This is a genomic window from Halalkaliarchaeum desulfuricum (assembly GCF_002952775.1).
GTDB classification, from domain to species: Archaea; Halobacteriota; Halobacteria; order Halobacteriales; family Haloferacaceae; genus Halalkaliarchaeum; species Halalkaliarchaeum desulfuricum.
Genome location: NZ_CP025066.1, coordinates 1,495,491 through 1,517,114, shown reverse-complemented (window position 1 = coordinate 1,517,114; position 21,624 = coordinate 1,495,491). Strand labels below are relative to the sequence as shown.

Sequence of the window (21,624 nt, the reverse complement as noted above, 5' to 3'; positions counted from 1 at the left end):
GAGAGGGGGGAAAAGGATCTCACTCCTCGGGTTTCCAGCCCGGGGATCGTTCGTCCGCGACGCCGTCGACGTCGCCGACACCGCCCGCACCCGGGGGCACGGCGATCGCGATGGCGGTCTCCGTCTCGAACGCGACGGGTTCGGTCTCCCCGAGCGTCACCGATTCCCCGCCGACGTCGACGGTGGCAGGTCCCGGCTCGCGGACGTACTCGACGGTTCCATCGTAGGCAGTCCCGCCGGACGCCCGGACCGAAAACCGGGGATACGTTCCACGGACCTGGACCCGCCAGACGTTCGTCGTGGCGTACCAGTAGCCGGGGACCGGTGCGACCGGGAGGCCGGCCGGCGTCGCCGCGACGACGTCGTTGCCCCAGTGTTCCCGGGCCCGGTCGGAGCCCTCCTCGATCCCGTCGGCGAGGGCGTCGGACAGCGAGTCGCGCGCGATCGCCCGGACGCGTGTCGCAGCATCGGTCACTGGTTCGTCCGGGATGTCGGCTGTCTCGCGGCCGGCCGCCGACTCGACGGCGACCCGAAGGCGGACGGCGAGTTCGTCGTCGACGGTGCGTTCGTGGGCGGCCGCCGCGATCGCGTCGGCGTAGGAGCCGTTACCGACCGCTATCGCTCGTTTCCCGAGTCCGTCATATCGTCGGTCCGCCGCCGCGATCGCTTCCCGGCGCTCCCTGGGGGAGAGGTCGGTTTCCTCCCGTAGCACGGCATCGGCCTCGCGGTGGACCTCGTCCATCCCCGCTTCGACCTCTCTGGCGAGGTCGCCACGCAGCTCCCGGAGTTCGGGGTCGGAGACGTGCTCGAGGGTCTCGTTCGTCGCCGAAAGCGTGCGCCCGGCCTGCTCCAGGGTGACTGTCCGTCCTGTTCCGAGCACCCGGTCGACGATCCCGTCCGCGAGTTCGCCGTGTGGGAGCGTGAAGTAGTTCACGTTCCGGGTCGCAAGCGGTGTCATTGAAACCGGTCGGTTCTCCTCGGACTCGCTGGTTTCAAACACGCTGGAGTGGGACCCGTCGATCGGGGTCCGCGGGAGATAACCGGGGGAGCCGACCGGCTCGAACGCGACGGCACCGCCGGGGCCGTCCCCCCCTGCAGACTCGGGCTCGCGCTCCCCAGCCGCGGTTCGCCCGTCGCGGATCTCCTCGAGGCGATCGGTCGTCGGCGCGCCAGCCTCTTCGAGCACGTCGGAAAGCGCCGAACCGGTCTCGGCCTCGCGGTCGCTCCGACGGTCGAGTTCCCGCTGGAGTTCCTCGAGGTAGGCGGCCCGGACGGCAACTCGGGCGCGATCCCCGACGTCGGCGTATCGGTCGGGTGCAGCCACGAACGACTCGCGACGGTCCTCGACGTGTGCTGCAAGCGCCGCCTCCGGGGTCTCCGCGCCGGTCGCGATCCCGCCCCGTTCGGCGTCGACGCCGACGGTTCGCACGTCCTCGCGGAGGGTCCCCACGTCGTCGTACACCCTGTTCTGAAGGTCCGTCGGGGGGTTCCCGTGGACGACCACGCGCTCCCTGGAGCGCTGTGTTCGGTCGTCCCGGTCGTCGAGCCCGCGGACTGCCCGGACTGCGATCGACTCGAAGCCGCCCTCGTCGTCCACGAGCCGGTCGACGCCGCGTTCGCTGGCCGCCTGTAGCGCCGGATCGTCGAGCGCGCCGGAAAGCGGTCGATCCGGCGCCGCGTCGGTCGGGGCGTGGGCCGCGGACACGTCGATCCGCACCCGAAACGTCGTTGTTCCGGTGGCGGTCGTCTCCCGGGTTTTGTTCCCGGCGATCCACGTTCGGCTCACCCACGTTCGGCGTTCGAGGGTCTGTGTCGCACTCGCGTCGGTCGCCGTGCGCCGGTCGGTTCCGCCGACGACTGCGTGATCCGCCTCGCGTTTCTCGCTCGCCAGCGACCACGCCGGCGTCGACGTCGAGGGGGAACCGTTCCCCGCTGACGCGTTCGGTGGTTCGCCGGGCGGAGATGGCTCCGGTACCGGCGTGGTTTCGATCTCGGTTACCTGGACGACGCGCTCGAGTTCGACCCGATACGTCCGCCGGAACTGGTCGTCCAGCCGGTCGAGTGCGTCCAGGAAGGCGACGTCGGCCGTGTGACCGACCTCTATTGACGTCGTTTCGTTCGGCGACGGCACTGACGTTGCCGTGTCTGTGGTTGCGGCAGTGTCTGTGGTTGCGGCCGTGGCCGTCTCCGACGGGAGCGTGGTGTTCTCGTCGTCCTCGAACTGACCGTCGTCCGTCGAGGCTTTCGTGTGTTCCGTCGATTCGCCGTCAGTCACCGGGATCGTCGGCCGCGAGTCGTCGGCGGCGGCGGCGCCGAGGACCACGTCGCTCCAGCGATCCTCCTCGAGTTCCGTCGGCACGAGGAGATCCTCGAGGGCGGTTTTCGCCGCCGCGGTTCGGACCCCCTCGCGCCCGCGATCGTCGGCCATCCCGAAGGTCGACCGCTGGACCGACAGGATCCCGGTGTTGGTCGACAGTTCGACGTGCCGGTTCGCGAGCACGTTCTGGATGGGTGCGCCGGCGTACTGGCCGTACCCGCGAGCCCAGACGACCGGGTACAGTCGGGCGGTGAGCTGCCGACCGAGGCCCGGCCCTTCGATCGGGTCGCGATTGAGTCGGGCTTCGAACCGTTCGGTCCGTTCGTGGGCCGCAAGCACCGGCGTCGCGACCGTGACGGTGACCTCGCGGGTTTCCCGGGCCACGATCTCTCCGTCGCGTTCGGCGACGACGGTCACGTTTTCGACGGTGACCTCGAGGGCAGTCCCGTTGGCGACACCCTCTATCCGAACCAGCTCTCGCACCGGTGTCAGGTTCTCGGCTGTGGGCTCGCTCCCGGTTCCGGTCTCGAATTTCGGAGTGGCGACGACGTCGTCGACGCTGGCGCTCGCCTCCGGGAGGCGGTCGGCGGCCGCGATCCCGATCCGGATCCGGAGCGCGTCCCGGAACGGCGATTCCGGCCTGACGGCGTCGACTCCGGTCTCGTTCGAGCGCGTGACCGGATCGCGGGCGGCGTCTTCGGCGGCCGAGCGCACCGCATCGCGCACGGCTGCGTCGGCGTCGCCGTCCGCCCGATCCATCGCCCGTTCGACCGACCGATCGATCTCTGTCGGTCCCTGTGCGGCCAGTCCAGCGCCGTACGCCACGCTGCTCGTCAAAAGCAGGACGCCCAGGAGCGCGAACGGAATCCTCCCGCGTTGATCGGTTCGGAGGGACTCGGACACGTTACCACCGCCGGACGACGATCCGAACCGCCGCGCCGTCCCGGGCGGTCCCCCCTGGCTGTTTCGACGACGTTCCGGTCGCGGTCGAGCTGGTCGCGATTCTCCGTGCGAGCCCGCCTGCGAGCGCCGCGTTCGTCTCCTCGGGCGTTGTCCCTTCGACTGCAGTGCCGTCACCGAGCGCCACGGCGCCAGCGTGTCGGTATCGGGCTGCCGCGTGGGACGCCGCCGCGTCCTCGCCCCGGAGGGAGGCACGCAACGCTTCCACCGGGAACCGATCGTCGACGAACGCCGACGCGAACGACCGGACGCTGTCGGGGTCGTCAATGTCCGCTGGGGGAAACGGCGTCGGGACCGACACGACGGTCGCGTGGACGGCCGCGTCCGGCGGCGGCTGCCCACCTGCACGCAACTTTCCGCGGAACTCGCTTCCGGCGACGGGCTCCCAGGTGGCGATCACCTGCGTGCGTCCGTCGAGGCGGGCGTCGAGTTCCCGTTCGACCGCCCGGCGGAACGCGACGCCGTCCGGGTCGAGCGCGTCGTCGCCGATCCCGGCGCCCGCAACGGTCCCCCTCGCGATCAGCCCCCGGAGTGAGCCGTGCACCCGACGCTCGTCGCCAGCGGTCGTCCCGCCCCCGGCATCGGTCCCCGACATCCGGGGGTCGTACGCCACCGTCGCGGTGGTCGCGAGCACGTCGACGCCGGTACCGCTCGCGGTGGACGACGCGAACGGGCCGGCCGGTTCCACCGCGGAACCGAGTGCCAGCACGCTCGCGCTCACTAGCAGGAGGAACACCCCCGCGTCGATCGCGGTGCTGGTCATCGCCACACCCTCACCGTGAGGGAACCACGTCTGATTTCGCCCGGCTCGATCCTGACGGCGACCGTCCGATCCGCGCGGTGGACCGGGCCGTCGGGTGGGGTCGGTCCGACGGTCACGCCCTCGCCACCGGCGACCGCGAGGCTCACGTTCGTCTCGAACCCGGTCGGGATCACGTCACCGTCGTCGTCGGCGTCCCGAAGTCGATCGGGATCGACCACGTCGCCGTCGCTCGCGGTCGATCGGAGCGTGTCGAGAGTGGTTTCGGCCGTCCGGTCGCTCCCGGTCGGGTCGCTTCCGATCCGGTCCCCGCCGGCGACGGCAGCCACGTCGGCGACGACGCCGGCGTACACTGCGACTCCGGCGATCACGGCAAGCAGCGCAACGAGCGCGGCGACGGGCGAGGTCTGGGCTCGGCGGCGTCGCGCCGCCCGGTCGCCCGCCCGACCGCCGGCCGAAATCGGGCTCTCAGCCGACGAGCGTGACACGGACGGACCCCCAGTGGACCTGCCGGACGCGAACGGTACCGTCGGTCGCGTGCCAGTCCAGTTCGTCGGCGTCGGCATCGGCGCCGGAACCGGATCCGACAGCGGCGTCCGATCCGGCGCCGGCCTCGATGGCCGCCTGCTGGAACGCCTCCGGGCGCTCGAATACGTCCGACGCAGGGGCCCCTTCGAGAACGCTTTTAAGCGGGTCCTCGGTCGCGGGTGTAACCGGCCCGAACGCGAACGCGGCGGTCGTTTCCCCACCGTCACCGCCCAACCGGAGACCGTTCGGGTGGACGGCGATCCGGTCGGCCTCGACGGCGTGAGTGGCGCTAGCGGGGGCCGATCCGGCGGCGACTTCGTCGACTGTTTCGGCGACGCCACCCGCGTCCGGCGGCGGTGCGGTCGGGAACGTCGACGCGAGGCCGAAGACGACGACGCTCGCGGCGGCCACGCCGATCCAGACGTACCAGGCGTCGATCGGGAGTTCGAACATGGGACGGCGTGGTCCCGGTTTCGCACTTAAATCTCGGGGAACGCGACGGATACGCCCGGACCCGCGGACTGGTTGCCGGCATGCGGACGAACCGTCGGCACGAGGGGATATGAAAAACCCCGTAGCTATTTGGGATGGGCGACGTACGACCGGGCGTCAACGATGATGCTCAGCGATGTGATGGAGGATTATCTCAAGGCGATCTATATACTCGAGCGGGAGGAGGGGACGCCGGTGTCGACGTCCTCCATCGCCGAGCATCTCGACAAGACGCCCCCGACGGTGACGAGCATGATCGAGAAACTCGACGATCGGGGGTTGATCGAGCGGGAGAAGTACAAGGGGGTCGAGCTGACCGACGAGGGGCGGACGGTCGCGCTGGAGGTGATCCGGCACCACCGGTTGCTGGAGACGTATCTCACCGAACACCTGGATTACGACTGGAGCGAGGTCCACGACGAGGCCGACCGGCTGGAGCATCACATCTCGGAGGAGTTCGAACGCCGGGTGGCGGAACTGCTCGACGATCCGGCGGTCGACCCGCACGGCGACCCGATCCCGACCGTCGACCTCGAGCCGGTGCCCGACGACGAGTCGACCGGACTCACCGAGCTCGACACTGGCGAGTCGGGGATCGTGAGTCGCGTCAGCGACAGAAACGAGGAGGAGCTGTCGTATCTCGCCGACGCCGGGATCAAGCCCGGAACAGAGCTGACGGTCGTCGACGTCGCCCCGTTCGGGATGGTGACGGTCCGGACCGACCGCGGTGAACAGTCGTTGCCAGAAGAGATCGCCCGGTCGATCCGGGTCACCCGCAGCGACGAGTGACATTCACGGGGATTTGAAGCGGGACCGGGATCCACTTATAAGTCTTCGAGTTGACGCCAGGACACGGCCAAAAGACCTGGAGCGGGAAGTCTCCGCCTTGCACCGGTGGCTAGGGTCGAAGTAGAGGATGTCTCACCGATGGCAAGCGGAGGAGCGGAGGACGTCGCACCGATGGCAAGCGGAGGAGCGGAGGACGTCGCACCGATGGCGAAGGCCGGAGGCCCGAGCCATCGGCTTTTTTGGTCCAGCTTTTTCAACGAGGGGTGCGCGACCGACGGGAGCGCACCCGAGGCAGAAAAAGGTGGGTCGTAACGACTAAGAACGAAACACGCTTTCATGTCGGTAATGAACGAAAACGCATTGCCATCTCGGGAGGTGATACTGTGGGCGTCGAAATAAAGGAGTCCGGGGTCTCCGAGGAGGAGTTCGCGCGGATGAAGCGGTTCGTCCGCGATTATCTCACCGCAAGCGTCGAAAGCGAAAGCGACGGCGGCCGGATGCGGTGGTACCCCTGGCACTCCGCGGAGTATCGCTTCAACCACATTTTAAACGTGGTCGAACTGGGGGCGAAAATCGCCCGCGAGGAGGGCGCCGACGTCGACACCGTCAAAGTTGCGGCGCTGTTTCACGACATCTCCAAACTGGAAGCCGACCAGGACGAACACGCCGACGAGGGGGCCCGCGTCGCCCGGGAGTACCTCACAGCCCACGGCGACTTTCCAGAGTCGTTCGTCGAATCCGTCTGTCAGGCCGTCGAGGATCACTCCTATCAGGGGCCGCTGTCGGACGTCTCCCTCGAGACCCAGTGTCTCATGGAGGCGGACATCCTCGACAAGGTGGGCGCCAACGGCACCGCGCTGATGCTGTTGCGGATGGGCTATGAGGCCCGGTCGCACATGGACGCCGCAACCATGGTCGAACGCGTGCTGGAACGCGGGCGCGAACACACGTCCCGCCTGGAGTCGGACACCGCCACGTCGCTGGCCCACCAGCGCCTCAAGCGGGTGAAGTGGTTCCGCGAGTGGCTCGAAGCCGAAGTCACGGAGATGGACGTCGACGACCCGATGCTGTGATCGGCCGGCGGTCGTTGCGTATCGAGTCGAGACGGTGATCGTGGTACCGAGACAGTTGTGGGCACCTCGAAAGAGTCGGGCCCTTTTGGTCACCGGTGTTCGTCAATCCATTCGCAGAACACCTCGAAATCATTTGCGGGGTCACCACCAGCGGAAGTCACTGGTGTCCCGGACCGATTAGTTGACTTCCAGAACCTCGACTTCGAATTCGAGGGTTTCTCCCGCGAGTTCGGGATTGAAATCCACACGCACAACATCCTCATCAACGTGGATCACATCTCCTCGCTGACCGCTCTGGGCCTCAAGCAGTTCCCCTTCTTCAGGAAGTTCCCCACCAAGCATCTCTCGAAGCTCATTTGTCTCGAATTCCTGAATATGCTTTTCGCTCCGTTCGCCGTACGCCTTTTCCGGCGGGATCGAGAGTGTCGTTGTCTCGCCCGCCGCCAAGCCGACGAGTCCCTCTTCCAGTCCCTCAATAACCTGTTCGGCACCCACTTCGACTGTCAGTGGCGCGTACTCTCTGTCCGGCTGTGCCTCCGCCAGGCCAGCCTCCTCGGCTATTGGTTCCCGTGAGGTGTCAAACACAGTATTGTCAGTTAATCGGCCGATGTACTCGATCGTCACAGAATCTCCAGTAGCTATCGTCACACGAATACTCGGAGCGCCACACGGGAAAGGCCGTCGTACTGATAGCTTGCATCTCGCATTGTCCCAGCTACTAACTCCCGAATAGATACTGCTGGATAACCGGGTTCGGAGAGCCTCAAATAGACATCACATCGTATCCAGCACACCAAGCACGCGCTCTTCGGCGTCGCGGCCGGGGTCGTGTTCGCTGCCGTCCCTGTCGGATTCGAGGTGCTCTTCGATGGTGCGCTCCATCGCCTCCTGGATCGGCGTCGACTCCCAGCCCAGCCCGGCCAGCTTGCAGGTGTCGAGCACGTGTGGGTACTCCCGGTAGAGCATGTAGTCGTCGGGTTCGAGCCCGCCGGCCGCGAGTTCCCGCCCGTCGGCGGCGACGACCTCGATCTCCCGGTCCATGACGTCGGCGATGAGTTCGACCATCTCCCGGAGGGTGACCAGTTGGCGATCACCGACGTTGTACGCCTCGCCAGGCTCGCCCCGTTCGGCGACCAGGCGGAGCGCGTGGGCGACGTCCTCGACGTACGCCCGGTGCCAGATGTTGTCGCCGTCGCCGGGAATCAACACCCGGTCGTGGGTGGCCACGCGGTCGATCCAGAAATCCAGCCGTTCGGTGTAGTCGTACGGGCCGTAGACGATACACGGGCGGATCGACATCGCGTTGACCCCTTCTTTGGCGGCCTCGAAGACGATCCGGTCGCCCTCGGCCTTCCGGTTGCCATACGTCGACCCCGATTCGTCGGTGGCCTGCTTGTCGCTGCAGGGGCACAGTGGCGTCTCGCTCTCTCGTTTCGGAATCTCCTCGCTGTCGTAGGCCGAGCCCGAGGAGATGTAGACGTAGCCGCCGACGTCCGAAAAGACCTCGACGGCCGCCTCGACGTCGGCCGGATAGTAGGCGACACAGTCGACGACGACGTCCGGGTCGGCTTTGTCCCTGGCATCAAGGAGCGCGTCCCGGTCGGTTCGATCGCCCTGGACGTGGGTGACGTCCTCGGCGTCGGCAAACGGGTTCTCGTGATTCCCGCGGTTGAGCATGTAGACATCGTAGCCGGCCTCGCGGAACTCCGCGACCGTGTGGCGACCGATGAAGCGCGTGCCCCCGATGACGAGTGCAGTCTGCGTCCGTGTCATACATTGACCTCGCGCGCGGGGAGAAAAGATCCGGCGGTTCGGCCTGACGTGAGAAATCTACTGACGTAGAACTCGACGAGGATCTCCAGTATGCCAGACGATGAAACTGTCGTCTCGAACACTGCTCCACTTTTAAAATTTGTACTCGCCCACCGGGCCGGTTTTGTGAAAGACCAGTTCTCGACCACTCACGGAATGAGGGAAATAAGCGACTTTTTCACCAGTCGTCGTCCACCTTCTGTAAGTTCACCTTTCGTCTTTCCGTTCATAATCGTCCCCGGTGGAATCGTGTATAGCGCCCATGGCATCAGAGACGTCGTGTCGTTGAATGAGATACCGTCGAGGTGCTCGTTTTCGAGTTCAGGCGTGGTTTGCTGATATTTCCCGGCGCTTGTTCCGACACACATCACAGTACAATCCGTTGCACTGAACGGGTGTGTCTCATGAGCCAAGACGATAATCGGTCGTTGGGGATGAGCACCAGTTGGGTCTTGTGCCCAGCAAACATCTCCCGCAGAAAGTTTACTCATTTACCCTCATTTCCCGCATCCATGTCGTCCTCAATCTCCGAGAGTTCTGCATCGAGTTCCTCGTCAGTACGCCCCTCACCGATTTGTTTCTCGGGTTCTTCGGGAGTGGCGTCCGTCTCGCGGTGGTGGCCGAACATTCGATGTATCTGGTCGAGACTTGCGACGTATCGTCGGATATCTTCGCGGTCGCGCAGCGCGTAGTAGTACCCGTCGTCGGTTTTTCCGATGTAGTCGTCGTCATAGAGGCGTTTGAGTGTGGTCGTCGCCGTCCCTCGGGGAATGTCAAGGGATTCCACGAGGTCCTGCGGGGAATACCCCCACTCGGGATTTTGATAGAGATACGCCACGATGTTTGATTTCGTGGTCCCTGGCCGGAGGTTGAGTTCGGGATCGTGATCTTTGAGGAGTATCGGCATTCTGTACCCAAATGTAATCGATTGTATTTTAAAGGTGTTTCGATCAAATCGCACACCGACGTCTCACTCATCGCTGTCGCCTTCCGACTGGAGACCGTATTCGGCCGTCACGTCGTCGCTCCTGTACGTGCGCCTTTTGCGAATTTCGGCTTCGCTTGTGAGCATCGCTTTCAGATCAACGCGTTTGCATACGGGATGTGTGAGCGCATCGCGGAGCACAGCCCGGATGAACTCTCTCCGACTGTTGAAGCCGTATTCCTCCCACGCCGTATCGACGTCCTCAAAATCGGCTCCATCTTTCGGGTGTTTTCACCGTCGAATTTTAGGGTCCCTTTAGGTGAAATGGTCTTCGTCGGTCGTCCCCACGTCACGTCTCGGAGGATTTGGACCACCTCGAAAGCCCCCGACGTCTCGGCTCCCGGGACCACGGCTGCGCTCCTCGGCCTTCGGCCTGCGGTGTGTGCGGGCGACCCCACGGATCGCCCGCACGCCAGCGAGAGCTTCGCTCTCGCGCTCCTTGCCGGGTCCGGGTTCGCCGAGACGCCGGCCCCTTTCAGTCCCACCCCAAATAGGCTCCGCGGGTAGTGCGGTCGGGTGGGGATGAAAGGGGCGAGTCGCTGGGGGAAGACGGCTGAAGTAAGCACGCGACCGAAGGGAGCGCGCGCAGCGAGTGCGAGGCGCGAGTGAAACGAGCGCCTCGAGTACTCGAACGGCGAGCGAGGTGTGTCGAACGGAGTGAGACCCCAAAGCGAGCCGTGAGAGGCCCCCGACTCCAGCGACTCGGGGCTTTCGAGGTGCTCTCTGTTGACGCAACTGTCTCCTCGGATCGAGTCACTACCGACACAGCCCCGGATTCAGCTGAAATCAAGAAGCTGAAATCAAGATGATAACCACGCACGCACGACTGCCCGGTCGGAACCCGTCGATACGTCGATACCCGGATCCAACGCCAGGAATCCCGCCAACACACCCTTATAAACCCCCGCCGAAAGCACCCTGCTGTCAGACCGTCGTCAGACGGCGGAATCGGGACCACCCCCGTCACGAGTCGACCCTCGACCGCCCACCAATGACCTCCGAAAAGCCCGGGATGGGAACCGGTCGCCCCCGAACTTCGCCCGGATCGACGCCGGCCCCGGGACCGCAATCACACCGCGTCTCCGGTGGCAGAAAGTATTTATACGTCTATCAACCCCCGAGAACCGCTCTATCGCCCGAAATCGGGTGTGTTACGGATTGTCTCGGATGCCGTCTCACCACAAAGCATTTAATACAGGCGATGGTTGTTATGCCCGTACCCCTACCCATGGTGGCAGTACCGAGTATCCCAGGACGAGTCCGGAAGTCGGTGACGACGACGACGACGGCGGTTGCAGAGGGCCGGACGTTCGAGACCGGGAGAAAGTGACTGACGCCGGAAGTACAACACAACAACACAAAACATGACAAGAGAAACTACATATCGCGAAAAGGGACGCGCAGTGTTCCTGGCAGCGATTATGGTCGTCTCAATGCTCGCCATCGGTGGCGCCGGTCTTGCCGGTACCGCCGCGGCGATCAATGAAGACGCTGAATTGGAGAAGGATCCGATTCACTACGATAGAACCGATGAGGCTCATGATCATGATGGTATCACCATTGATGGGCCTGTAATTGAAATCGCGTTTGAGGAGAGTGTCGACGTTGATGACACGAATTTCACCGTTGATCTCGGTGAGGAGGACCTTGATGAAGTAGTCTATAATACCGATAATGCGACAATAGATGAATATGAAGGTCAGGTTCTCATTGACGTCGGATCCCATGACGACGTGGATGACCAGTTCTACCCACGAATCGGGACTGTCGACATTGAAGATGTCGGCGAGTATGATGTCCGGTTTGCTGGGGCGACGGTAGATGCGGACTCGGACAACCAAACCGTCTACCAAGGCACTCAGATAGCCATCCAAGACGGTGACCTCGATTTCACTGTCGCGATTGAAAACGGTGACTATACCGAGCGTGCCAGTGGTGAGAGCAGCGAAGTTGTCCTATTCGACTCCGCTGGTCAGAGCCTGGACACGTACGAGATAAGCGAAATCGAAGGTGTAGACAGTGTTGACGATGGTACATTCACCCTTCGTGCGCTCGGATTGGAGGTCACTCCTGACGACCTGGACATCGACGAGAACACTAATGTTACTGGTGTTGTCGACTCCAACGCGGTAAACCGCGATCTCCAGGTTGACCTCTACGACGACGATGATGATCTGGTTACAACCATCGATGAAGAGCTCGACGGCCAAGGTCAAGCCGAGTACGACCTTGGTCAGCATGAACCAGGTGACTACTACGTCGAAGTGACGGACCTGCGCTCGGGCGTGACTGTGACCTCTGACACAATCTCTGTTGAAGAGGTCGCTGTGGGCGAACTGAACTTCGACCCCCAGACTGTCGAACAGAACGTCGGTGACGTCGCCGAGATCACCGTGACCTTCGACGGCGAAGCCGAGGACGGTTACGTCCAGATCGGCGACGAGGCCGAGGACGGCTACGAGATTATCCTCCACGTGGAGGATCATGAGGAAGAAGGTGAAGTGACGATCCGGTACAACACTTGGCTCGCTGGTCAGCATACCGCAAGTGACGATCCGAACGAGTCTGTCGCCTACGCTGCTGACGACGACCAAGAAGTTACGATCGTGAACGAGACGCCGATTGAGGGCTTCCTCCTTCCGGAAGATGCGTACGAGACGTTGGCTATCTTTGACCACGACGACTACGACTTCTGGGAGAACGACGACTACAACGAGACTGCAATCGCTAGTGCCCTCGAAGACGACCCTGACGACATCGGCACGCTCTTCCTCGAAGAGCGCTCGACTGAGGGCGTGAGCACTTGGACCGCACCCGAGGATGTCCGCGATGACATCACCAGTGCGGATGAGCCGCTCGATGCACTCGACGAGCGTCTGAACGAAAACGTCACGCTGCGTGACGACATCGCAGAATCCCAGACTGGTGTTGACAGTGACGTTGCCATCCACCAGATCGAAGCGTCCGGCATCTTCGGGATGCTCGACGCCGAGGACGGCAACTTCACTGCCGTGAACGAGGAGATCGACGAGAACGAGACCTTCGCGCTCCGCGTCCGCCAGACCGCGGATAGTACGCCGGCGTTCGCCGAGCGGAAGGTCCTGAACTGGACCGAGATGCACGATGACGTCGACGTCCTCCTCGACGAGGAGAACAACCAGTTGTTCCTGATCTACAACATCGAGGACACTGAGACCCAACTCGACGACCGTGCCGAGGCTGAGGAAGCTTACAACGTCCGCTTCGACGTCCACAGTGAGCGCCTGCTCGCGGGTGAAGAAGACCCCGAGGAGGAGCCCGAAACTGAGACAGTCGAAGCTGGCCTGGAAATCATCGAAGCCGACGGTGAACTCGAAGCGAACGTCAACGTGACCGCAGAGGACGGTCAGCTCATCGAGGGCGACACCAACATCGCCCCCGGTAACGAGCTGAACCTCCGTGTCCGCTCGACCGGTGACACCCGCCCCGGCTTCAGTAAGACCGCCGAAGATCTCGTCGTCGACGCCGACGGCGAGTTCGTCGGTGAGTTCGACTTCAGCGAACAGAGCGTCGGTGACACGTACGACGCAAGCGTGCGCCAGACGCTGTTCGAATACACTGCATCCGGTGAAGTGGTCGAAGCAGTCGACCCCGATCCGGCCACCTTCGAGGTGTCTGACCTCGACGCACCGGCCGAGATCGACGTCGGTGAATCGGTGACCGTCTCCGCGACGATCACCAACACTGGCGAATTGGAAGGAACGCAGACCGTCGAATGGCAGCTCGAAGGTGACGTCGTCGCCAGCGAAGAGGTAACCCTCGACGCTGACGAGGACACCACCGTCGAGTTCACCGCGACGCCCGACCTCGACGCCGGTGACTACACCCACGGCATCTACACCGACGACGACAGTCAGACGGCAACGCTGACTGTCGAAGAGGTGGAGACGCCGACGCCGACGCCGACGCCGACGGAGGAGCCGACGCCGACGCCGACGCCGACTCCGACGCCGGAGGAGCCGACGCCGACGCCGACGCCTGAGGAGACGCCCGGATTCGGTGCCATCGCGGCACTGATCGCGCTCATCGCGGCCGGCCTGCTGGCGTACCGTCGCCGGTAAGCCGACCACGATGACGTGAGGTGAGTTCTCTCACCTCGCCGGTCGGTTCTACTCAGACCACCAATTACCGGCCCTCGCGGGCCGGCCCCCTTTTCATTCTTTCATGCTGGGTAGCGACAGCGCTGGCGCGTTCGAACTAGGGGGTCTGGATGCGCAATACTCGTCTCCAGGGCGTGGGTATCCGTCGGGCGTTTTCGCAATTGTCACCTGCGAGGATGGGTTGTCGTAATTCAGTCACAAGTGGACGATCTGTTGCCCATTCACCCCGCCCCCGAATGTAGGCATCTCTCGCTCGCTTTTCGGTGACGTTATGGAATCGATTCGACGGCCATACTGATATTTGGACTCCGTTCGAGGAAATAGCTGGATTTTGTTCCTCGTCGTATCCGGACGCAGTTCGACGAATTGGCCGAATACCGACGATCCCAGCCCTTTTTCTTTTGTTTGCAGTTCGATCGCTGCAGGCGTTTCTTCTGTGACACCCTCGAAAGCCCCGAACGGCTACGCTCCCGCGGCTCGGTGCGCGCGCTCCCTGACGGTCGCGTGCTTCCGTCGCCGGGGTTCGCGTAGCCGTTCGCCCCTTTCAGTCCCACCCGACGGAGGTGACATGCATAGCCGTCATGGGTGGGATTGAAAGGGGCCGGCGTCTCGGCGAACCCGGACCCGGCAAGCAGCGCGAGAGCGAAGCTCTCGCTGGCGTGCGGGCGATCCATGGGTCGCCGGAAATCGGAGATTTCCGAGCCTCCGCTCGCGCCGAAGGCCCTCGCGGAGACGCCCGCACACACCGCAGCGAACGAAGTGAGCGAGGACCGCAGCCGTGGTCCCGGGAGCCGAGACGTCGGGGGCTTTCGAGGTGGTATCAGTGGAAGCAATCGTTTCGTCCGTGACGATCGGTTTCCCGCTGCTTTCGTCGTCCGGAAGGGTTCGAGCTAGCCACTTTTATCTGAACTCCGCCACTCACGAGTCAGAAATCCCCTCGAGTTTCCGGACGATCCGCGCGTACACGTCGGGGGCACAGTACCACCCCTCGTCGATCATGGCATCGATCACAGCTCGTGCTTCTTCGACGTCGATCGCGTCCTCCGTTGCAAGTTTCAAGACGAGATACGCCGTCCCCCGGGTTGTGATCCCCTCGACGGCGGCGACGTCACGACCGTACGTCTCGTCCATCACGGCGACACCGTCGTGGGCGTCGGCACAGGCCAGGACGGCGACGTCGGCGTCACTCAGATTGTTGTTCTGTTGGAGACGCGATACCAACGGAGAGTTTTCGACCGACACGACGTCGAAGTGACCGGCCTCGACGCTGCGCTCGATGCGCCGGGCATCCGGATACCCTTCGTCGATGCCGGTATCGATGACCTCCTCGGCGACGCGTTCGGGGATCACACACGACACCTCGAGATGCTGGACGAGCGCGAGCCGATCGACCGTTGCGAGATAGATGAGCGGCGTTGCGCCGAAGACCCACATTCACAGCGCCTCGAGATCCGCGTCGACGTGGTCGTCGGCCACCCATGTGATGTCACGCTCCCTGGCGAGTTGCGCGAAGTCCCAGACGGACATCCCCGCCAGCTCGGCCGCTTTACTGAACGTGACGGTTCCAGCCGCGAGCTGATCGAGGGCCCGCTCGCGTCGCCATTCCTCGAGGCCCTCCGAGAGCAGCTTTCGAACGGCCGTACTCCGGTCGAGGTTCTCGTCTTCGAGATACGCGTCGAGTTCGGCCTCCAACTCGTCGGGTACGCGTGCAGAGATCGTTCCCATATAGTTTACAATGTATGCATTGCATACAAGTGCTTCGGCCTTCAGCATCCCGGCCGACGTGTACTGCGTCGGTGGTGGACTGACACAGGTGGTGCGGCTTTCTGCCGGGTTGTCGCAATACACGCGTTCAGTCGCAAGGTTTTGTTTGGAGCGCCCCCACGTGTTCCCGCACCGTTTCGGGTGACGACGCTTCGAGCACGAACGCACACGGGCTGTCACCGATGGTGTCGAGACGCTCCGACAGCGCACTGCCGGCACCCGGCTCCACGAGAGAGACGGGGAGCTCCGAAAACGTCGCCGTGGACCCCGCGAACGGCCCTGTCGACACGGAGCGGTGGGTGGGATCGACCCCTTCGAACGCCGTCTCGAACGTCGACACCGACGTCTCGAGGTCCGAAACGGCGATCACCACGCTGTCGATCCCGCCGAATCCCGCCGCCTCGGCGGAGGGTGTCGGCTGCACGCGTCGCTCGAGGGGGGTTTCGTCCTCGATCAGGAACGGCAACACCGATCCGGGCTCCCCCTCGCCGGGAAACGCGAGCTGCCACCGGCTGATCTTCCCGTCGGGACGCTCGCGGCTGTAGTCGTGCGGGCCGTCGACCTGCAGTCCAGTCGCCTGGAGCCGAGAGACGTCCCGATCGATATCACTCGTTCTGACGGCCCACGCACACGGGCCGACGTCCCCCTCCATCGCGTCGTTCCAGAGGGGCGCGGTCCCGACCTCGTCTTTCGCGATGAGCTCGATGTACGTGGTGTCCTCGAACCCGATGATGGACATGTGTGTCGGCATCTCGTCGTGGGAGCCGCCGTAGTCGGGATCGATACCGACGCTCTCGAATGCCGCCTCGAGTCGGTCGAGATCCGAGCCGGCGATCGTCACGTGGTCGATCTGCACCTCGTCGCTTGCTGGTTCCATGACTCCGGATTCGCACGGGGCCTCTTGGGTTCCTCGACTCAAAACCCGTTTTAGTATGGTGGCTTACCTATAAGGATGACCTCGTCACGGCGCGTGACATCAGGTCGGGCGTCGCCGCCTCCGGGCCGTCGGAGCCATTTGCGCTCGCTCGGTTCGCTGATGTGCTACCCCTCCACACTGTGGTGGTGAGCCCATCGAGGATGGGGAGGAATTTCTCGAGGTAATCGGTGCCGAACCCGACGATGTCGAAGTTGCGGCCGATCCGCCGTGGGAGTGACCTCGCGAAATGGTCGACGCGCGTTTTGACTGCCGGGAGGTCGTAACGGCGCTTCGCTCGATGGGCTACCGGCCGGTCAGTCATGATGGCAGCCACGTCATGCTCAAATACGTACACCGGGAATCGAAGATTCCCGAGCCATCGGCGCAATCGCAGATGACGACCTGACCGTAAGACCCACCCCACGAATGGTCGTGGCTGGCGACTTGTCTCGTGGCTAACCGAAAGAGCAAGCGTGAGGGTTTCCTAGATCTTGAATCTCTCAATCCGTTTTGTAACACTAGACGAGCGCCGGCAAATGAAGGGGGAAACAAGACCCGTTCTGACCTCGGCGTATCATAAGCCTTTTGTCTATTACCTGAATATTGGTAACTACCATATGTATGAGGTTCTTGACGACACGGCGGCGCAGATACTCCTCGCCATCCAGAGCGGCGACTCCATCCGTCGTGTCGCACAACACCTCCATACGCCGTACGAGACGGCGAGAAGGGCCGTCAACCGCCTCGAAGACGCAGGCTACGTCCGGTATGACGAAGGGCTCGATGTCGTCGACGAGCACGTGAGAGACGCAGCACGCGAGCTCGTCGCTACAAGCGCGCGCGTCAGTCCACCATCCATCGAAGAGGCGTATGTACTTCCTCAGTTTGGTGACTGGCCGTTCGCGTTCACACGGATCGACGCCGTCTATGTGTGGACACAGGGAGGCTACCAGGTCGGTCGCGAACCCGAGGACTATCCGTTGTTCATCGCCGTCCGTGAGCAGGATGTCGACGCCTGGGAGGCGTTTTTCGAGTCGTTTGCCCTTCCCACGGCATTCGAGCGTCAGCTCCGAGACGAGATAGCCGGACCGCTGCAGATCGTTCTTGAGCCACGTCCGTCACTCGAAATCGAGTACGTCGAAGGGTACCCAGTAATTTCGAGAGCGGAGACGATCGAGTACATGCGCGAGAACTACGCCCAGTTCCAGTCAGCGCTCGCGATGTTGGACCGAATGTACGACGACCTCGAACTCGACAGTAACTACCGGGAGCGGGAACGAGCGCAGATATGAGTTTTCACAACCGGAGTGACGCCCTCGTCGAACTGCTTGAGGAACTCACTCAGGAGGGCTTCAAATACGTTCTTGTCGGCGGCTATGCTGTCTCAGTGTTCAATGCACGCTTCTCTACAGACCTCGATATCGTCGTTGCACCGGACTCCAAGTCTGAATTCGCTGATTTCCTCGAAGGTCGGGACTTCGAGGAGATGGACAGCCACGACAAAGAGTGGTTCTACAACACCGAAGTAATCGAGTATGAGAAGCGTCTCACGCCGAAACAGCCGATCGGCTTCGATCTTCTGGTAAATGGCCTCGGCTGCCGCCAGACTGAGGCACAGTGGTCGTTCGACTACCTGTTCGACCACAGCCACCAACAGGAGGTCACAGGCGGGACGGTAACGACGACGGCTAGAGTCATCGATGGAGCAGTCCTCGTAGCGACAAAACTCCATAGTGCCCGTGAAACAGATCTTCGGGATGTCCTTGCGGTAGCAGAAGAGATTGACCTCGAAGCTGTCACTGCTCACCTACGGCGAGGGGACGAGGCCGCGCTGCGAGAGCAACTTGAGCGTGGAGTGGAAATCCTGGAGCGTGAGGAATTCAGGCATGGGTATCGGAGTGACTTCGGGGCGTCAGCTGTCTCGACGGAAACAGTCACTACCCTCCAAGAATATCTTTCTGCACAAGCAGAACAATTGATTGACAACCGATAGCGAATTTGTAGATGTATTAAAACGGCTAGAACGAGAGTGTTGCCACTCAACTGTCGTGCATTTCGCGTCGGGGAGAGTGCAGGCCCCCGGCGCTTCGTCGTAGTCCGATCCGTGGACATCACGAACGTTCTCAGTGAACTGCTTAAATCAGGGGAGATCCCGACTGGTCGATGTCCACGAATTCAAACCAGATACACGCCTCCTCAATAGCGGTTCGCTTTCTCCGTGTGATACGATACTACGGTGTGGAAATGGATCGTCGCTCCGCAGTTCGCGCGACTGGTGGTTTATCCGAGCTAATACCTCTCAGAACTGATTAGATAGACTAAAAACCGTTATGGGGACGGAGGGATTGTGAACCACGCCAGCGAGCTTCCCTCGCTTCGCTCGGGACTCCTCGCTGTCTGGTTCAAATCCTCCGACCAGATAATGATTCAGCCGGCGCTCGAAGGTGAGCGCCGGCAGAATGATGGGGACGGAGGGATTTGAACCCCCGATCGACTGATATCTCCGGTGTGCCTCGGTACTCCAGAGGGTCGTCAACGCGACCGATGATCAGTCGGCCGCTCGGAATATCAGTCTGGAGTTCGTCACCTGGCGTTGCCTCTGGAGTCAGTCGCCCTCCCTGGCTGGGCCACGTCCCCTCGCATGTGTCATTCGTTCGTACCCGACTAAAGGGATTTCGATCGAAGCCACACCGGGGAGGTGTTTTCGACGTTGCCCTCCGTTCACGGCGGCAGGTGCCGGTCGTATATGTTCCGCCGATGACCGACTGCCTCAACTCGGAGGAGATCGACATCCCGCTCCCAGGTGTCAATCCCGATCGTCGTCGCTCCACGCGCAGTCCTGGCACTTGTAGCCGGTCACGAACTCCGTGACGCTGGGCATGTATCCCACCTGCAGGACGTTCCCGCCGCAGTCGGGACACTCCCGATCCGCGTCCTCGATCGCTTCCGACTCCATCGGCCGCTCGCCCTCGATCAACTCCGCCAGTCGATCCGCGGTTACCATCCGTCCTTCGACGACCCGATTGCTCATACCGTCCCTTGGTTCCTGGCTCCTAAGCGCTTGCGCACGCTGACGGACGATCGTCTCACATCCAGGGCGCTCGCGAGTCGTCTTCGCCGGGAACGGCAGTGTAATCGTCGTCTTGCTCGTCGTCGGACTGCCCCTCGTCGTCGGACTGCCCCTCGTCGTCGGACTGCCCCTCGTCGTCGATCTCTTCGTCGACGTCATCGACGTCCGGCGCTTGCTCCCCGTCGATCGCCGGCTCTTGCTCTGTGGCCGAATCGGTAGCTTTGCCGGTGGGATCGGTCTCGCCAGTGGAGCGGACGATACCGCCGTTCGAAACCGGGCCCGGCGCGTGGCCCCCGGGCCGGCTGTTCACGCCGGGGTGTCCCCCGGCGACCGCGCCGCGGGCGGCGATCTCCCGGTCCGCCGGCGTCGCGTCGGCGCCGAGCCCGAGCGACGAGGCGGTGACCGACCGGGCCGTGGCGCCGAGGGAGCCGCCGGTCGTCCGATCGCCGGTCGTCCGATCGCCGACCGTTCCGGCGGCGACCGTTCCGGCGGCGACCCCGGCATCCGGGTCGTCGTCGGAGCTGTCGGTGGATGGGAGCCCCGGAGTCGGCGTCGACTCGGGATCGTACGCCAACAGCGCGGCGACACACAGCGTCGCCAGCGCGATCGGCGCGTCGGTGTCGAGCACGCCCAGGATCGGCAGCGCGAGCACGCCCAGCGCGATCGCCGAGCCGAACCGGAACCGGTCCAGGTCGACCCGCCCCCGGAGGTGCGGCCCGAGCAGGGCGACCGCGAGCGCGAACCCCACGCCGACGCCCGCGGCCGCGGCGCCGCGAAGCACGACACCGACGTCGTTCGTGAGCTGCAGCGCCGCCCCGTTGAGGTCGATACTCGCGACCAGCCCCAGCGCGATGATCACGCCCGCGTTCGGGAGGTACTCGTCGAGCTTGGAGCTGGCGGTTTTGGCGGCGATCGCGAGGATGACCAGCCCTGCAAAGCGGGTGAAGATTTCGAGGTTCAGCAGGCTGTCGAACGTGACCGCAAGCGCCGCCTGGGCGGCGGCGACGGGGATCAACACCGCCCCGATGAGGAGTATGGAGACGGCCTGCTCTCTGGGCGTGCCGTCCATCTCCGCCAGAATGACCGCCATCGTGGCGGAGCCGCCGAAGATGAGCAGTCCCGTCTCGAGGACGCCAAAGGGCGTCGCGAGCGCGCCGGCGATCACCAGCGCGGGGAAGATCCCGTCGATCAGCGGCAGTGCCATGACGGTGGCGAGCAGCCGGGTCGCCCCGCCGACGCGCCGTTCGACCCGAAGTGCGATCGGATGTTGTGAGACGCTCATTCAGGCACGATACCGGCCGTCACCGGAGTCGGCCACCCGGCGATGTACGCGCGACGCGATCGAGCCCGAAGCGACCGCTTCGGTGTTGGGGCTGTCGGTAGTCCCCCGGATTCCACCGAAACGGGTGACGAACGTGGACCCGCAGACGCCGGGACGCTCCGATTTGTGTGTTCCATTCATCGCTGTAAATCCGAAGTTCGTGCCGGAGTCGACGCTCGGCTGGCCGGCAGTGCGCGATGGGATGGAACACTCGGAGTCCATACTCGTAATAATTTCCGATTTAGTATTAAACGTTGTGTGTGAATAGGGAACAAACTCCGTAATACTTCCGCTCTCTTTATAAATGCACGCTATGTTTTTTGAGAGTGTCGTCGATTTCACCGACGGTTTTGAACTTTTCCGATCGAGACCCGGCTCGAAAGTGCGATCCGTCCAGTCGGAACGGGACTGGGACTTATCTACAGATGAACAGGCCGAGTGCCTCGGGGACGTCCGGGAATCGGCGATTTCCGTGATCACGAGAATCTCCGATTCTCGAACGGCTTGATCCCGAGGGTGACACCTCAATTCCTTCGCTGGTCGTTTGACAGTTTGGAAATGCGCTCCTCTCAAAACCCGCCACTGGCGGTGAGACGGGAGTTGTCGTGGGCTGGTGGAGGCCCAGACCCTCACGGACACAACCGCGTGTTCGGGTGTTAGTTCCAGCCGACCTGTTCAGGAAGGTCGAGGGGAATTAC

Annotated in this window: 18 protein-coding genes, 1 tRNA gene and 1 pseudogene; 5 read left to right on the top strand and 15 right to left on the bottom strand. The window is 63.2% G+C overall.

All coding sequences use genetic code 11. The annotated features are described in order from the left end of the window. Positions 1–19 precede the first annotated feature (19 nt). Genes AArcSl_RS07465 through AArcSl_RS07450 form a run of 4 tightly spaced genes read right to left on the bottom strand, consistent with a single transcriptional unit; the run spans position 20 to position 5,018 of the window. Positions 20–3,220 (bottom strand): DUF7286 family protein, encoded by a 3,201-nt coding sequence (locus AArcSl_RS07465; RefSeq protein WP_119817151.1) that lies wholly within the window; start codon positions 3,218–3,220, stop codon positions 20–22. Between the two features lies 1 nt (position 3,221). Continuing rightward, complete coding sequence (locus tag AArcSl_RS07460) at positions 3,222–4,040, bottom strand: DUF7284 family protein (RefSeq protein WP_119817148.1); 819 nt, start codon at positions 4,038–4,040, stop codon at positions 3,222–3,224. Beyond that, positions 4,037–4,525 (bottom strand): DUF7285 family protein, encoded by a 489-nt coding sequence (locus AArcSl_RS07455; protein WP_245883394.1) that lies wholly within the window; start codon positions 4,523–4,525, stop codon positions 4,037–4,039. The genes AArcSl_RS07460 and AArcSl_RS07455 overlap by 4 nt, the downstream gene beginning before the upstream one ends. Continuing rightward, on the bottom strand, positions 4,506–5,018 hold the full coding sequence (locus AArcSl_RS07450; RefSeq protein ID WP_119817145.1) for a DUF7283 family protein: 513 nt from the start codon (positions 5,016–5,018) through the stop codon (positions 4,506–4,508). The genes AArcSl_RS07455 and AArcSl_RS07450 overlap by 20 nt, the downstream gene beginning before the upstream one ends. Positions 5,019–5,183: 165 nt before the next feature. On the opposite strand from AArcSl_RS07450, the gene AArcSl_RS07445 reads away from it, so the two are divergent. Both AArcSl_RS07445 and AArcSl_RS07440 read left to right on the top strand, forming a co-directional pair. Continuing rightward, entirely contained in the window at positions 5,184–5,846 is a 663-nt protein-coding gene (locus AArcSl_RS07445) for a metal-dependent transcriptional regulator (RefSeq protein ID WP_119821804.1), read from the top strand. 383 nt (positions 5,847–6,229) lie between these two features. Further along, a complete protein-coding gene (locus AArcSl_RS07440) occupies positions 6,230–6,919 on the top strand; it encodes an HD domain-containing protein (protein WP_119817143.1) in 690 nt (229 codons plus the stop codon). 177 nt (positions 6,920–7,096) lie between these two features. Here the strand turns inward: AArcSl_RS07440 and AArcSl_RS07435 are convergent, their stop codons facing one another. The 3 genes from AArcSl_RS07435 to AArcSl_RS07420 form a co-directional block, all read right to left on the bottom strand. After that, the gene (locus AArcSl_RS07435; protein WP_119817140.1) at positions 7,097–7,567 is read right to left on the bottom strand and encodes an FKBP-type peptidyl-prolyl cis-trans isomerase; all 471 of its coding nucleotides are present in this window, start codon (positions 7,565–7,567) and stop codon (positions 7,097–7,099) included. 126 nt (positions 7,568–7,693) lie between these two features. Then, positions 7,694–8,692: an NAD-dependent epimerase/dehydratase family protein gene (locus tag AArcSl_RS07430; protein WP_119817137.1), complete on the bottom strand. Its 999-nt coding sequence runs from the start codon at positions 8,690–8,692 to the stop codon at positions 7,694–7,696. 526 nt (positions 8,693–9,218) lie between these two features. Then, positions 9,219–9,638 carry a helix-turn-helix domain-containing protein gene (locus AArcSl_RS07420; RefSeq protein ID WP_119817130.1) on the bottom strand — a complete coding sequence of 140 codons (420 nt, stop codon included), beginning with the start codon at positions 9,636–9,638 and terminating at the stop codon, positions 9,219–9,221. A gap of 1,481 nt (positions 9,639–11,119) precedes the next feature. Between AArcSl_RS07420 and AArcSl_RS07405 the strand changes: the two genes are divergently transcribed. Next, entirely contained in the window at positions 11,120–13,816 is a 2,697-nt protein-coding gene (locus tag AArcSl_RS07405) for a BGTF surface domain-containing protein (protein ID WP_161945920.1), read from the top strand. Between the two features lie 957 nt (positions 13,817–14,773). Here AArcSl_RS07405 and AArcSl_RS07395 read toward each other — a convergent pair. The 4 genes from AArcSl_RS07395 to AArcSl_RS07380 form a co-directional block, all read right to left on the bottom strand. Then, positions 14,774–15,289, bottom strand: coding sequence for a DUF3368 domain-containing protein (locus AArcSl_RS07395; RefSeq protein ID WP_119817118.1), 516 nt, complete (start codon positions 15,287–15,289; stop codon positions 14,774–14,776). Further along, on the bottom strand, positions 15,290–15,580 hold the full coding sequence (locus AArcSl_RS07390) for a UPF0175 family protein (protein WP_119817115.1): 291 nt from the start codon (positions 15,578–15,580) through the stop codon (positions 15,290–15,292). It abuts the gene before it with no gap. Positions 15,581–15,707: 127 nt separating this feature from the next. Then, positions 15,708–16,496, bottom strand: coding sequence for a VOC family protein (locus tag AArcSl_RS07385; protein ID WP_119817112.1), 789 nt, complete (start codon positions 16,494–16,496; stop codon positions 15,708–15,710). Positions 16,497–16,563: 67 nt separating this feature from the next. Continuing rightward, positions 16,564–16,857, bottom strand: coding sequence for a hypothetical protein (locus tag AArcSl_RS07380; RefSeq protein WP_133412138.1), 294 nt, complete (start codon positions 16,855–16,857; stop codon positions 16,564–16,566). Positions 16,858–17,152: 295 nt separating this feature from the next. Between AArcSl_RS07380 and AArcSl_RS07375 the strand changes: the two genes are divergently transcribed. Together AArcSl_RS07375 and AArcSl_RS07370 are read left to right on the top strand one after the other, a co-directional pair. Continuing rightward, a complete protein-coding gene (locus AArcSl_RS07375; protein WP_119817107.1) occupies positions 17,153–17,827 on the top strand; it encodes a MarR family transcriptional regulator in 675 nt (224 codons plus the stop codon). Further along, entirely contained in the window at positions 17,824–18,528 is a 705-nt protein-coding gene (locus AArcSl_RS07370) for a nucleotidyltransferase family protein (RefSeq protein ID WP_119817104.1), read from the top strand. Before AArcSl_RS07375 ends, AArcSl_RS07370 begins: the two co-directional genes overlap by 4 nt. A gap of 470 nt (positions 18,529–18,998) precedes the next feature. On the opposite strand, the gene AArcSl_RS16780 is transcribed toward AArcSl_RS07370, so the two are convergent. The 4 genes and pseudogenes from AArcSl_RS16780 to AArcSl_RS17045 all read right to left on the bottom strand — a co-directional run bounded on the left by AArcSl_RS16780 (position 18,999) and on the right by AArcSl_RS17045 (position 21,148). Continuing rightward, a tRNA-Trp gene (locus AArcSl_RS16780) sits at positions 18,999–19,172 on the bottom strand. Between the two features lie 169 nt (positions 19,173–19,341). Further along, positions 19,342–19,566 (bottom strand): DUF5795 family protein, encoded by a 225-nt coding sequence (locus AArcSl_RS07360; protein WP_119817101.1) that lies wholly within the window; start codon positions 19,564–19,566, stop codon positions 19,342–19,344. 442 nt (positions 19,567–20,008) lie between these two features. Then, a pseudogene (locus tag AArcSl_RS17370) lies at positions 20,009–20,887 on the bottom strand (DUF5794 domain-containing protein); the annotation flags it as partial. Continuing rightward, positions 20,888–21,148, bottom strand: coding sequence for a hypothetical protein (locus tag AArcSl_RS17045; RefSeq protein ID WP_119817095.1), 261 nt, complete (start codon positions 21,146–21,148; stop codon positions 20,888–20,890). Positions 21,149–21,624 lie beyond the last annotated feature (476 nt).

What these genes read in the sequence shown, in the direction of transcription:
- AArcSl_RS07460 (WP_119817148.1), bottom strand. Translation starts at nt 4,040, where the DNA reads ATGACCAGCACCGCGATCGACGCGGGGGTGTTCCTCCTGCTAGTGAGC.
- AArcSl_RS07450 (WP_119817145.1), bottom strand. Translation starts at nt 5,018, where the DNA reads ATGTTCGAACTCCCGATCGACGCCTGGTACGTCTGGATCGGCGTGGCC.
- AArcSl_RS07445 (WP_119821804.1), top strand. Translation starts at nt 5,184, where the DNA reads ATGCTCAGCGATGTGATGGAGGATTATCTCAAGGCGATCTATATACTC.
- AArcSl_RS07430 (WP_119817137.1), bottom strand. Translation starts at nt 8,692, where the DNA reads ATGACACGGACGCAGACTGCACTCGTCATCGGGGGCACGCGCTTCATC.
- AArcSl_RS07420 (WP_119817130.1), bottom strand. Translation starts at nt 9,638, where the DNA reads ATGCCGATACTCCTCAAAGATCACGATCCCGAACTCAACCTCCGGCCA.
- AArcSl_RS07395 (WP_119817118.1), bottom strand. Translation starts at nt 15,289, where the DNA reads ATGTGGGTCTTCGGCGCAACGCCGCTCATCTATCTCGCAACGGTCGAT.
- AArcSl_RS07390 (WP_119817115.1), bottom strand. Translation starts at nt 15,580, where the DNA reads ATGGGAACGATCTCTGCACGCGTACCCGACGAGTTGGAGGCCGAACTC.
- AArcSl_RS07385 (WP_119817112.1), bottom strand. Translation starts at nt 16,496, where the DNA reads ATGGAACCAGCAAGCGACGAGGTGCAGATCGACCACGTGACGATCGCC.
- AArcSl_RS07380 (WP_133412138.1), bottom strand. Translation starts at nt 16,857, where the DNA reads ATGACTGACCGGCCGGTAGCCCATCGAGCGAAGCGCCGTTACGACCTC.
- AArcSl_RS07375 (WP_119817107.1), top strand. Translation starts at nt 17,153, where the DNA reads ATGTATGAGGTTCTTGACGACACGGCGGCGCAGATACTCCTCGCCATC.
- AArcSl_RS07370 (WP_119817104.1), top strand. Translation starts at nt 17,824, where the DNA reads ATGAGTTTTCACAACCGGAGTGACGCCCTCGTCGAACTGCTTGAGGAA.
- AArcSl_RS07360 (WP_119817101.1), bottom strand. Translation starts at nt 19,566, where the DNA reads ATGAGCAATCGGGTCGTCGAAGGACGGATGGTAACCGCGGATCGACTG.
- AArcSl_RS17045 (WP_119817095.1), bottom strand. Translation starts at nt 21,148, where the DNA reads ATGGACTCCGAGTGTTCCATCCCATCGCGCACTGCCGGCCAGCCGAGC.